Here is an 11,718-nt window from a genome sequence, read left to right as displayed (position 1 = left end):
AGGTGAATTCGGGTGATATACCAGTGGAAATTCTACTAGTTGAAGATAACGAGGGTGATATTCGTCTCACTAAAGAAGCGTTTAGAGAAAGTATGGTTTGGAATCACATGAATGTTGTCAGGGATGGTGCTGAGGCGCTAGCTTTCCTACGAAGAGAAGGTAAGTATACAAATGCCATTCGTCCCGGTATTATCTTGCTTGACCTCAACTTACCCAAGCGAAGCGGTATTGAAGTGCTAGAAGAAATTAAGCGCGACAACGAACTAAAACATATTCCTGTGGTAGTTCTCACCTCCTCGCAAGCCGAGCAAGATATTCTCAACAGCTACAATTTCCATGCTAACTGTTTCATCAGCAAGCCTCTTGACCTTGAACAGTTCCTGCAAGTGGTACAGTCAATAAAAGACTTCTGGCTGACCATAGTCAAATTGCCACCAGCTAACTAGTAGCTAATTTCTTGGGTGAGGTTTCTCAAACGCCACGCACCGAGGGCGTTATTAACACAGCAAAGGGGTGGCTCCGATTCCCTACAACTAGATATTTTCCCGGCACGGGAAACAGAAAGATTATTTTACTTATTAGAAAAATTTTCATAAATCAACCTGAAATTCATCTAAAACAGATTTCCGAGGCAGAGCCTCGCTTATCAGCGTTTCCACGCTCAGTCTGGGAACGCACAAAAAATTTTTTGGTTTAGAGTTTCTTTATGAGTGTATAATGAAAGTTTTGCAAAGTTAAAGCAGAATAGCCAAGAGGAAGGTATATGTCCCGATATAGAGGCCCACGCCTCAGAGTTGTGCGTCGTTTGGGTGAACTGCCTGGTTTAAGCCGCAAGTCGCCGCGTCGCGCATATCCGCCCGGTCAGCACGGGCAAGCCCGCAAAAAGCGTTCAGAGTATGCTATCCGACTTGAGGAAAAGCAAAAACTCCGCTTTAACTATGGGTTGAGTGAAAAGCAGCTGCTGCGTTACGTGCGTAAGGCACGTCGCGCCACGGGTTCAACGGGTCAAGCATTGCTGCAATTGTTGGAGATGCGTCTGGATAACACCGTCTTCCGCTTGGGGATGGCTCCCACGATCCCTGCGGCGCGTCAGTTAGTGAATCACGGTCATGTGACGGTTAATGGTCGCATAGTCAATATTCCTAGCTATCAGTGTCGCGCTGGAGAGGCGATTGGTGTCCGCGACAATGACGCATCCCGTCGTTTAGTGCAAGCAAACCTGGAATATCCAGGTTTGGCAAATATGCCAAGCCATTTGGAGTTTGACAAAACCAAGCTGGCTGGTAAGGTGAATGGCGTTATTGAGCGCGAATGGATCGCGCTGCAAATCAACGAACTGCTGGTGGTTGAATACTACTCACGGCAAGCGTAAGCAAGGGGCTGGGGACTGGCGGATAGGGACAGGGACTGGGGACTGGATAAGATTCTCCCCAATCCCCAATCCCCAATTCCCAATCCCCCATTACCCACCAATTTGCGACATGGTGCGGCTATACGCACCAGTCGTTCCTGAATCTCGCTGCTTGAAGTTAATTTCTGGTTTCAGAAAGAGCAACTGCCGCACTTTCTCGCGTAGTTCAGCCATTTCCATGCCAGTGCGGAGGGCAGTTTTCAGGTCAATTTGACCAGTTTCATTGAGCAGACAGGGGCGCAACCAGCCGTCTGCTGAAAGACGCATCCGGTTACAGCGATCGCAAAAACATTCTGACATCTGACTGATAAATCCCAGCGTACCTTTGGCTCCGGGGATCTGGAAAACATCCGCAGGCCCGTTACCACGGACGGAAGATTCTGTCAAGCCAAAAACGTCGCGAATGCGTTGCCGCAAATCCGCAGAGGACACCCAACCCTTTCCCGCAAAAAGCTGGTCGTTGCCAATGGGCATGAATTCAATAAACCGGACGTGCCATTGTCGCTCAAGTGTCAGGGCGGCTAAATCTAAAACTTCGTGGTCGTTGACACCAGGAATCACTACTACATTGAGTTTCAGGGGATCAAAACCGACGCGATGAGCAGCTTGGATTCCATCCCAGACTTCTTGCCAGCGGGAACGGCCGCGATTACCACTAATTTGGGCAAATGTATCTGGATCGAGAGAGTCGAGACTGATATTGAGCCGTCGCAAACCAGCATTGTAGAGGTCTTGCGCTATCGGGGAAAGTAAAAAGGCGTTAGTGGTCATCGAGAGGTCTTGGGTTTCTCTTAGGGATGCGATCGCGCTTACCAATTCCACCACCCGCGGACGCAGCAAAGGTTCGCCACCAGTCAGGCGAAACCGACTAAATCCCACAGGGATAAACACCTCTTTAAGCAGGGTAAGCAGTTCCTGATTAGTTAACAGCTCCTGCTGCAAAATATAGTCAAGTTCAGCCCCCTCCGGCATACAGTATTGACACCGAAAATTGCAGCGGTCAATTAAGCTGATACGGAGATAATCTACTTGGTTCATAAGATTTGCTGACCCTTACCCAGTTTTGTTGTTAATCACCACTACTGGGAACACTGGGGTATATTCACCATACTAAAGACTGCTCCAGAGGAAAGCTTACCTGATACAGTCGTTGACAACCTTTGGGGCTTAAATCATGTTTAATAGAGTCACTTCCCAGACCAGCCGCGGCTGAGCATAGCCCCGGAGATATTCGCGGGCTTTTTCTAGATGCTGTAAGGGCAATTTAGAAATTTTTCTGTCTAAGAATTGCTGCCAGTAACTGTGCTGTAAATAATCAACCAACCACAGTTGGGCTTCTGTATCTAGAGTTTTATCAATTTTTTTGGCGAGTTGGAGAGCATTGCGATGAGATTTGGGCAACTGGGTAATGTCTTGGAGTAAGTCTGGGGGAATGGTGGCGAGTTGCGTGAAGGATGCGATCGCATTTCCCGGACTGCCTTGCGCGATCGCTAACACTGGTGGATGCTTCAAAATCTCTTCGTGACCCGTTTGCAGCAGCACTTGCTTCATCGCCGCCTTATCTAAACCGTAAAAAGGAATCCGCTGACAACGCGATACCAGCGTCGGTAACAACGAGGACTCTGATGGTGCCATCAAAATCAGTGTTGCCTGTCCCGGTTCTTCCAGCGTTTTGAGTAAGCCATTCGCCGCCGCCTCTGCCATTGTTTCCGCGGCCTCCAGCACCACCACATTCCTTGGTGCCTCCAGAGGATAACGTCCCAAAAACTGACCGATTTCCCGAATTTGCTCCAGCCGTATTTGTGGCGGGGCCTTGCGCTTCACACCTTTCTCGGCTGCTTGGGCGGCAGATAATCTTTCCCCCTGGTGGAGATAAGTCGGCTGCACCCACAGCAAATCTGGATGGTTGCCAGCAGCCAAGCGTTTTTGTAACGCGAAACCATGTTTTATGTTTGCCTCGTCAGCAAGCGTATTGGAATTTAGTTTTGCCAGATGGGTGCAGAATAGAAGCTCCACAAAGCACCGGGCCGCTATACTTCTGCCAACACCTTCTGGCCCAGTAAACAGGTAGGCAGGTGCAACCCGGTTTTGGGCAACTGCCTGGGTTAGTAACTCAACGGCTCGATTTTGTCCTACAAGTGGTGCAAAAAAGTTCATTAAACTGGTGGATAAAGGCAGGGAAAGGAGCAAATAGAGACAGATTATCTATTTTCTCGTTCCCAGGATTAGTCTGGATACCATTGGGCAAATTTCTGAGTCAAAATCATCTGAATTTGCTCTTGTACTTCTGCCTCGCTGCGACTGGCATCCACCCGTACAATCCGATGCGGATGGGCTGCTGCCAATGCGGTGAAGCCTTGCTGTACCCGTCGATGAAACGCTAAGTCTGCTTGCTCCATCCGGTCAGCAGTTCCACGAGCCTTGGCTCGTGCTAAACCAACTTCGACATCAACATCCAGCCACAGGGTGAGGTCACTTGTCCTACCATCGGTCGCTACCTGGCAGATATTCTCGATTAATTCTAGGCTAAGGCCGCGACCATAACCTTGATAGGCAATTGTGGAATCTGTGAAGCGATCGCACAAAATAATTCCTCCCGCCAAGAGAGTCGGGTTAATAACTTCCTCAACGTGTTGAGCGCGATCTGCTGCAAAAATTAGTAGTTCAGTCCTGTCTTGGATTGGGTGCTGGTGTCCTTGCAGCAACAATTGGCGCAAACGACTGCCTAATGTTGTCCCTCCCGGTTCCCTGGTTACTACAACGTTGGATGGCTTTTGATTCATCCTTTCCAGAAGCCAATGGCGCGATCGCTGTATCTGGGTGGTTTTACCGCTACCTTCGACTCCCTCAAACACAATCAGCTTGCCCTGCATTACCCAATTCTCATCATCACAGCACTTTTTTCCTTTTACATTCAGCCCTCCGTCCTATTCTGGTTCTTTCCGGAGAGATGACTGGTATGCTAGAAGCTGATAAAAGCTTTATTAATGGCTCTAGCCTTAGAAGAAAGCATACTTATTATGACCCTAAACTAAGGTTCGGTATGATGAGAGGGTCTAGGGATATGACTCGGGGGTTTATTTAATGGCTCGCTATACCTGTTCATTTATCATTGCAGTTCCCCTTGAGCGTCTCCAACAGGTGCTCATAGAAGTTTTGGAGTCCTGCAATTTCGATATTATCTACAACACTGGAGACTACCTGATGGCGAGGGAAATACCAGGCCACGTCTCCTTTGCCAAGCTGGTGACGGTCGAGGTGCTGATTGATAAATCTACCGCCACAGAGCAAGAAGTGCGGATGAATTTTGTGATTAAAAACGAAGAATTGCCCCTCCAGGTTGACAACCACTGTCATCAAATGTTCCACCAGGTGCAGCAGGCGATCGCCCAAAATCGCCATTGGCAACTGGTTGAAAGCGTAGCCGGATAGGCGATCGCTCACTTTTGGGAGCCGGAGGTTGAGCTTTCGATGTGAAGAGCTTAAGTTTCGTCTTCGCCTACCATGTTGGGGCTAATCAGAGTGATGTCCCACTCATCGGGAGGCCCCGTCGGGATTGATTCTTTCTTCAAGTGGAAATATCTCGCCCGTACTTGCGGCCCAAAAACAATCTCGTCCTCATCTTCAAGATCGTGGGATTGAAGTTTACGCCCGTTAATCAACAGTCCGTTGGCACTAGGCTTGCCTTTGTCGCCATCGACAATCCTGTAGTAATAGGAGCCATCCCCACGCATTTTTTGCACTAAAGTTGCGTGCCTACGGGATACAAACTGTGAGTATAGCCGAATATCGCATTTTTGGTCTCTGCCAACGCAATATTCAGGCTTTTCTAAGGTAAACTCCTTGCGTCCCTGATCATCCTCAATAATCAATAAATGGTTCAGATGCAGTTTTGAAGGCATTGAAAAAATAGTTTAGAGAGAGCGGTTGGTTGGGAAAAAACAGTTACTTCAACTAACAATGGCACCATCTTCAACTGGCGGGGTAAGCGCCTGTGCCTGCACCCGGATTGACAACCAGCAACCAGATATTATCTTGAGGAAAACAAGAGTAGCTATGGCTGATGTTGTCCGGACTCCAGCGTAACACCCTCTACACCTTTGAAGCCAGTATTGTCAAGTTGCAGCAGGCATGATAGTGCTTTTGGGTTACAATGTTCCCCCTATCATATTGTAGTTATTAGAGATCCCGTAATGACTACAACCGATAACCTACAAACTCCGGACAAACTTCAATCCTGATTTTTCAGGCTTTGACGGAGTAACAACGAATTGGTGACGACGCTTACAGAGCTAAATGCCATCAATGCTCCGGCGGCAGATGGGCCTAAAACAATGCCGAAACTTGGTAGTAAGATGCCAGCAGCAACGGGCAATGAGAGTGTATTGTAGGCAAAAGCCCAGAAGAGATTTTGACGAATTTTGTTGAAGGTGGCACGGGAGAGTTGGATTGACTGCACCACGTCAGATAAGCGATCGCGTATTAAAACAATTTGGGCAGTTTCAATAGCAACATCTGTCCCACCTTGGAGAGAAATTCCAACATCGGCTTGTGCTAACGCCGGAGCATCGTTGATGCCATCGCCAACCATTGCCACTCGTTGTCCTAAAGTTTGCAACTGTTGCACTGCGGTGGCTTTAGCCTCTGGGCGGACGTTTGCCAAAACGTCATCAGGGTGCAGTTCTAGTTGAGATGCGATCGCGACAGCAGCTTCCATCCTATCCCCAGTCAGCAGCATCACCCGCAATCCCATTGAACGCAATCGCTCCACCGTAGCTTTCGCATCCGGTCTCAGGGTATCGGTTACAGCAATCAACCCAGCTAAATTACCGTCCACTGCCACATAAACCACCGTTTTCCCGGCAGCAAATAGCGATAAAGTGCGATCCGTCGCTGTATCGCTAATCGCAATCCCCTGCTTAGTTAGCCAGTCAGCGTTACCCAAGAAAACCCGCGAATTATCTACTAAAGCCGATACCCCCAACCCCGGTTCCGTATAAAACTCCACAGCCGGGGGAATTGCTAATTCTTGCCGATGTGCTTCCTCCAAAATTGCCTTTGCTAGAGGATGTGTCGTGCCACTTTCTGCCGCCGCCGCTAGTAGGAGAAGAGTTTCTGGGGTGATTCCTATTGGCAAGCAATCTGTCACCGTAGGATGACCAGTCGTTAGCGTTCCCGTCTTATCAAATACCACTGTATTCAGATGGTGTACCCGTTCCAGCACGTCCCCACCTTTGATCAACAGCCCGCGTTCTGCCCCAAGACCAGTCCCTACTAGAATTGCTGTGGGTGTCGCCAAGCCCAAAGCGCAGGGACAGGCGATGACCGAGACAGAAATCGCCAGCTTCAAACTTAATAACATTGGTGAGTGGTTGCTGAGAGCGTGGTGCATTGTGGCATGGTTATCAATGCCAACAACCCGCAATATGGAGACATCAGGCCAAAGTTGAGAGCCGACAAAGTACCAGAATAGGAACGTTAAAGCCGCAGCTGCTAGAACCCCATAGGTGAAGTAACCCGCCACCGTATCCGCCAACTGTTGTACTGGTGCTTTACGGGTTTGGGCTGCTTCCACCAATGCCACGATTTGAGCTAAAGTCGTGTCCTTGCCAGTACGAGTTGCCTTAATAGCGATCGCTCCCGACTGATTGAGCGTCCCCGCAGCCACCGCGTCCCCTGGCTGCTTCATTACTGGTACAGGCTCCCCCGTCAGCATCGACTCATTCACGGTCGTCTGCCCAGCTACCACTTCTCCATCGACTGGGATCTGCTCACCTGGTAACACCCGCAACCACTCGCCCACACGGACTTGATCGACTGGGATTTCTACTTCTGATTGGGGATTGGGGATTGGGGATTGGGGATTGGGGATTGATAAATCTGCTCCTCTGCCTTTCTCTCCTGCTCCTCTGCCCAAATTAGTTGGATTGGCAATCAAACGAGCTACTTTTGGCTGTAATGCTAATAATGCCTCAAACGCCGCAGCCGCACGACCTCTTGCCCGTTGCTCCAAAGTGCGCCCCAGTAAGATAAATCCCAATAGCATTACAGGCTCATCAAAGAAACACTCCCAACCCAGCTGGGGGAAGAACAGCGCCACACAACTTGCTGTGTATGCCGTCAGGGTTCCCAATCCCACCAGCGTGTTCATATTGGGAGCATTTCGCCGCAAACCTCGCCAGCCATCTAGTAATATTTCGCGCCCTGGTAACAGCAACGCCGCTGTTGCTAATCCCCAGTGAAACCAAATATTTGTCAGCAGTAACAACTGCGGCAAAAGTAAAGAGTGTTGCCCAAGATGACCAATTCCGGAGAAGAGAATCAGCACACCCGCAACTACCAAGCGCCACATTTGCTTACGATTTTCCTCGGCGTGTCGCTGGGCTGGACTCAAAGCCTCTTTTCCATCGCCTGTAGTAGCTACGCGAGACTGGGTGGGAAATCCAGCGTCACTCACCTGCTTTGCCAAAGCTGTTGGATCTACTGCGCCAGATTCGCATTCTACGACAGCCACTTCTGTCACCAGATTGACGCAGGCGGAAATGACACCTGGATGCTCTTTGAGCTGCTTTTCTACAACCTTCACGCAGCCTGCACATCTCATTCCCCCCACGTCGAGGGTAATAGTCTCTACCGACGATTCGGGGGTAGCAACTACAGATTTGGTCGAAACTTGCATAGATTTGGGACTTACCGCGACACCAAGAGTGCCAGATTAATCTAGCGCCTCTATTTTGAGGTTAGGCGAAAGTCCGCGTCTTGGAGCAAAAATTGTGAATTTTTTTTAAGTTACTTGCCCCTGGTTGGGTCAACGATTCGCCCAGCGCAGATAAAGCACAAAGCATCATGTAGAGCCACTGCCTAAGATGAAGAGACTCACAAGGGTGGCGCTATTCCAGAGAGAGTGGAGGAGCATGGGGGCGAGGAGGTTGCGCGATCGCGTGTAAACTGTACCCAAAACAAACCCCAAAGTCGCCAAAGGCAGGATTTCCGAGAGGTGGAGGTGAACAACAGCAAATAGTAAGCTAGAGACCGCGATCGCGCCCCACACTGGCATGTAACGAGTCAAAGACGGCAACAGAAACCCGCGAAACAAAAATTCCTCAAACAGCGGTGCCGCCACAGCCGCCGTCAAGAAAAATATCGTCAGTGCCACGCTATCCCGTCCCTCTAGGGCAATTGGGAGAATCGGATTACTCCCGCCTTGTCCCTGCCATAGTTTTTGGTTAATCAGCGACACTATGATCACCAGCGGTAGCGCTACCAAGTAGCCTCCCAATCCCCACAAAATCCAGTTTCCCCGCCAATCAAAGCGAAACCAACCTTCAGGCAGCGGAAAAAATGGTTTTATGGAGAAATACAGCACTAAAAGACACGGAATTGCCAAAAATAGGTAAGTAGCTAGAACGAACAAAGCTTGCGTCCGACTATCGAAGCTGGCTCGGTTTAGCGGCAGTAAGCTGAAAAAGATCGGCAGCAGAAATTGACCGATAAAGAAAAAGCCGACAACAAACACTTGCCAGATAGTTTCCCCATTCCAGGGTGTTGTCCATTTAACATCGCCATTGTGAGCCAGAAGGGATTCTTTTCCCTTAATCAATCGTCCAGCTAACAGAAAAATTAGCAATCCTATGCCGACAATTACCCCGAAAAGCGGCACTGTAGCGACCATTGCTAATTTAAAAACTGCTTGTTCGGCTATTTCCTGTTCTTGTGCTTTGAGAGCCGAAAGCGCCTCTGTTCGCTCCTGTAATTCGTACAGCTTGCTTAAAGCGCGATAGCGGAACCAACCGTCTAAATGCTGTTCAATTTGCTCCTGGGCATTTGGCAACAGGCGCGGGGGATTGCTCCAAAGCCCGATCAAAACATTAGCCGTTTGAGAGCGCGATCGCTCACCCGTCTCTTTCCAGGTTGCGATCGCTGCATCCGTTTCTCCTGGCACCTGTAAGATTCCCACTCGCAAGTACAGCTCATCAATCACTTTTTTTAACTTGTCTATTGACAAAAGTAATTGCTGCAGATCCAATTTATTTGGATCTGTATCAGCTTCAACTTGCAGCTTTTTCAGTTGCCCTTGGAGCTTTGCGAGGGTATTTTTATCCTCCGAAAGTGCATCCTGATACTGCTTTTGGGCAGCTTTTAAGGGTTCGTCACCCAAGATGGCGTTACGGGCGGTCGTCAAATTTGAGCCACCGGAATTTTCCGGCTGCCACTCGGTTGCGTGCAGCAACAGATTCGTTTGGTACAATTCCAAACGACTTTGAATCTGAGGCTGACTCCAGCTGCCTTGCAAGGACAGGGCAACTTGGACAATAGCCAAAATTGTCAGCAACCCCAAAATCAACCGCTTAATTGTCATGCGTTCTCCTATAAACATTTAGTATCGTGTCGCCTCTGGAGAATATCTTAGCGACGTGTCCCGAACAGGTTAAAATTCTCCTGAACCTTTTTTGTTCACTGATTGAGGCAGCAGCCTTGCTCAACTCGTTCTCAGGCAGCAGCCCAAAAACGAGAAATCCTTGCATCCGATCCCCCCTACCCCCTTATCAAGGGGGGTGTCTAAAATCTAAAATCTACAATCGATTCGCGGAGGATATTACCCTGAATACTCGTGTCATTCTCGTGCGTCATGGTCAGAGCAGCTATAACACTGAGCGTAGAATTCAGGGCCGCTGTGATGAATCAATTTTGACCGAAAAAGGTCGTGTCACTGCTGGTCAACTTGGTGCTGCTCTAGGTGGCATAAAATTTGATGCAATCTATACCAGTCCCTTACAAAGAGCAAAACAGACAGCAGAGGTAATCGTATCCTGTTTGGCGACACCTGCGCCCTTACAAGCGTCAGATAAGCTGATGGAAATCGATTTGCCTGCTTGGGAGAAAATGCTTTCTTCTGAGGTGAAGGAGAAATTTTCCGAAGATTATCGCTGCTGGCAGGAACGTCCCCACGAACTGCGAATGATGATACAGGAAGCGGAGGGCGTGAGGGAACATTTTCCAGTTTTAGCTCTTTACGCGCAAGCGCGACAGTTTTGGCAGGAAATTCTCCCGCGCCATGCGGGGGGAACTATTTTATTGGTGGGGCATAACGGCATCAATCGAGCTTTGATTGCGAATGCGATCGCTATGTCACCTGAGCGTTACCATTCGATTCAGCAGTCGAACTGTGGCATCAGCGTACTAAATTTTGCTGATGGCTGGGGCAAACCTGCTCAATTAGAGTCGATGAATTTGACTGCTCATGTGGGCGAAACTCTGCCTAGTTTTCGTCCGGGACATAAGGGGTTACGTTTGTTGCTGGTACGCCACGGCGAAACTGAGTGGAATCGTCAGAAACGCTTTCAGGGACAAATTGATGTCCCGCTTAACGACAATGGGCGAGAACAAGCCGAAAAAGCGGCTGAATTTCTCAAAGATGTGCAAATTGACTTTGCTGTTAGTAGTCCACTGCTGCGTCCCAAGGAAACAGCGGAAATTATTCTCAAATATCATCCCCATGTCCAGATTGAACTACAGCCACCTTTGGCGGAAATCAGTCACGGACTGTGGGAAGGGAAATTTGAGGAAGAAATTGAGCTAACGTACCCAGGTATGTTGGAACAGTGGCGAGATTACCCCCAGACCGTGCAGATGCCAGAGGGAGAAAATTTGCAGCAGGTGTGGGAACGCAGCGTAGCCGCTTGGCAAATGGCGATCGCATCTTATTCTGGAGATCAGCCAAAAACTGGTTTAGTGGTGGCTCACGATGCCACTAACAAAGTTTTGCTTTGTCACATTTTAGGTTTAAAGCCAGAAAATTTCTGGAGCATTAAGCAGGGTAATGGGGCAGTCACCGTAATCGATTATCCCCAAGGCCCGGATGGTATACCAGTGCTGCAAGCGATGAATATCACAACTCACTTAGGGGGAGGTGTTCTGGATAAAACGGCTGCTGGTGCGTTGTAATTGAATCTTGCACCATTCTCAATAAGCCTCAAAACCAGCCTAAAAATAAATTTTCTGGCTAATCGCGAAAGTCTATTAAAATAGACTGAAATCTTTATCTGGTAAGCCTTTAGTCGTCTTAAGAGGAATGGTGCTTAATTGAGCCAGGAAATTTATCTCCGGCTTAAAGCTAAAGTAAGCGAAAGCTTACTGAATAAGTCTTTCAACTCTTTAAAACGGGTTACAAGCTTTGGGTCTGCCGATTTAGTTCAGGGCATAAGTCAATGCCATTCGTCTTAAGAAAACTTTCGCTATTAGCCAGAAAAATCTCTGGCGGGTTATTGCAACTGGTGCAAGATGTGGTTTGTAAACAACTGAGAAGT

11 protein-coding genes are annotated in these 11,718 nt (G+C 48.7%); 5 read left to right on the top strand and 6 right to left on the bottom strand.

Going from position 1 to position 11,718, the window contains the following annotated elements; genetic code table 11:
- The first annotated feature begins 2 nt into the window (after positions 1 to 2).
- Complete coding sequence (locus NDI42_RS06905) at positions 3 to 446, top strand: response regulator (protein WP_190459607.1); 444 nt, start codon at positions 3 to 5, stop codon at positions 444 to 446.
- Positions 447 to 763: 317 nt separating this feature from the next.
- Positions 764 to 1,372, top strand: coding sequence for a 30S ribosomal protein S4 (gene rpsD, locus NDI42_RS06900; protein WP_190459605.1), 609 nt, complete (start codon positions 764 to 766; stop codon positions 1,370 to 1,372).
- A gap of 90 nt (positions 1,373 to 1,462) precedes the next feature.
- Here rpsD and moaA read toward each other — a convergent pair whose 3' ends face one another.
- From moaA to tmk, 3 genes are all read right to left on the bottom strand, one after another.
- A complete protein-coding gene (gene moaA, locus NDI42_RS06895; protein WP_190459602.1) occupies positions 1,463 to 2,449 on the bottom strand; it encodes a GTP 3',8-cyclase MoaA in 987 nt (328 codons plus the stop codon).
- 129 nt (positions 2,450 to 2,578) lie between these two features.
- Entirely contained in the window at positions 2,579 to 3,568 is a 990-nt protein-coding gene (locus NDI42_RS06890; RefSeq protein WP_190459600.1) for a DNA polymerase III subunit delta', read from the bottom strand.
- Positions 3,569 to 3,636: 68 nt separating this feature from the next.
- Positions 3,637 to 4,284 carry a dTMP kinase gene (gene tmk, locus NDI42_RS06885; protein WP_190459598.1) on the bottom strand — a complete coding sequence of 216 codons (648 nt, stop codon included), beginning with the start codon at positions 4,282 to 4,284 and terminating at the stop codon, positions 3,637 to 3,639.
- Positions 4,285 to 4,495: 211 nt separating this feature from the next.
- Here tmk and NDI42_RS06880 point away from each other — a divergent pair, with 211 nt between their 5' ends.
- Positions 4,496 to 4,843, top strand: a complete 348-nt coding sequence (locus NDI42_RS06880) for a hypothetical protein (RefSeq protein ID WP_190417675.1) — start codon at positions 4,496 to 4,498, stop codon at positions 4,841 to 4,843.
- A gap of 50 nt (positions 4,844 to 4,893) precedes the next feature.
- Here the strand turns inward: NDI42_RS06880 and NDI42_RS06875 are convergent, their stop codons facing one another.
- The gene (locus NDI42_RS06875; RefSeq protein ID WP_190417673.1) at positions 4,894 to 5,313 is read right to left on the bottom strand and encodes an FHA domain-containing protein; all 420 of its coding nucleotides are present in this window, start codon (positions 5,311 to 5,313) and stop codon (positions 4,894 to 4,896) included.
- Between the two features lie 58 nt (positions 5,314 to 5,371).
- Here NDI42_RS06875 and NDI42_RS06870 point away from each other — a divergent pair, with 58 nt between their 5' ends.
- Positions 5,372 to 5,497 carry a hypothetical protein gene (locus NDI42_RS06870; protein ID WP_277873846.1) on the top strand — a complete coding sequence of 42 codons (126 nt, stop codon included), beginning with the start codon at positions 5,372 to 5,374 and terminating at the stop codon, positions 5,495 to 5,497.
- Positions 5,498 to 5,642: 145 nt separating this feature from the next.
- Here the strand turns inward: NDI42_RS06870 and NDI42_RS06865 are convergent, their stop codons facing one another.
- Positions 5,643 to 8,090 (bottom strand): heavy metal translocating P-type ATPase, encoded by a 2,448-nt coding sequence (locus NDI42_RS06865; RefSeq protein WP_190459597.1) that lies wholly within the window; start codon positions 8,088 to 8,090, stop codon positions 5,643 to 5,645.
- A 165-nt stretch (positions 8,091 to 8,255) separates the two neighbouring features.
- Positions 8,256 to 9,770, bottom strand: a complete 1,515-nt coding sequence (locus tag NDI42_RS06860; protein ID WP_190459594.1) for a CPBP family glutamic-type intramembrane protease — start codon at positions 9,768 to 9,770, stop codon at positions 8,256 to 8,258.
- Positions 9,771 to 10,012: 242 nt separating this feature from the next.
- Between NDI42_RS06860 and NDI42_RS06855 the strand changes: the two genes are divergently transcribed.
- A complete protein-coding gene (locus tag NDI42_RS06855; RefSeq protein WP_190459657.1) occupies positions 10,013 to 11,356 on the top strand; it encodes a histidine phosphatase family protein in 1,344 nt (447 codons plus the stop codon).
- Positions 11,357 to 11,718: the final 362 nt, after the last annotated feature.

The sequence above is a fragment of the Funiculus sociatus GB2-C1 genome (genome assembly GCF_039962115.1).
Classification (GTDB): domain Bacteria; phylum Cyanobacteriota; class Cyanobacteriia; order Cyanobacteriales; family FACHB-T130; genus Funiculus; species Funiculus sociatus.
The sequence above is the reverse complement of the archived record's forward strand: the minus strand, read 5'-3'. Positions and strand labels throughout refer to the sequence as shown.

Bases quoted from the DNA above. Each gene is read 5' to 3' on its own strand.
- rpsD (WP_190459605.1), top strand. From the start codon at position 764: ATGTCCCGATATAGAGGCCCACGCCTCAGAGTTGTGCGTCGTTTGGGT.
- moaA (WP_190459602.1), bottom strand. From the start codon at position 2,449: ATGAACCAAGTAGATTATCTCCGTATCAGCTTAATTGACCGCTGCAAT.
- NDI42_RS06890 (WP_190459600.1), bottom strand. From the start codon at position 3,568: ATGAACTTTTTTGCACCACTTGTAGGACAAAATCGAGCCGTTGAGTTA.
- tmk (WP_190459598.1), bottom strand. From the start codon at position 4,284: ATGCAGGGCAAGCTGATTGTGTTTGAGGGAGTCGAAGGTAGCGGTAAA.
- NDI42_RS06880 (WP_190417675.1), top strand. From the start codon at position 4,496: ATGGCTCGCTATACCTGTTCATTTATCATTGCAGTTCCCCTTGAGCGT.
- NDI42_RS06875 (WP_190417673.1), bottom strand. From the start codon at position 5,313: ATGCCTTCAAAACTGCATCTGAACCATTTATTGATTATTGAGGATGAT.
- NDI42_RS06870 (WP_277873846.1), top strand. From the start codon at position 5,372: ATGGCACCATCTTCAACTGGCGGGGTAAGCGCCTGTGCCTGCACCCGG.
- NDI42_RS06865 (WP_190459597.1), bottom strand. From the start codon at position 8,090: ATGCAAGTTTCGACCAAATCTGTAGTTGCTACCCCCGAATCGTCGGTA.
- NDI42_RS06860 (WP_190459594.1), bottom strand. From the start codon at position 9,770: ATGACAATTAAGCGGTTGATTTTGGGGTTGCTGACAATTTTGGCTATT.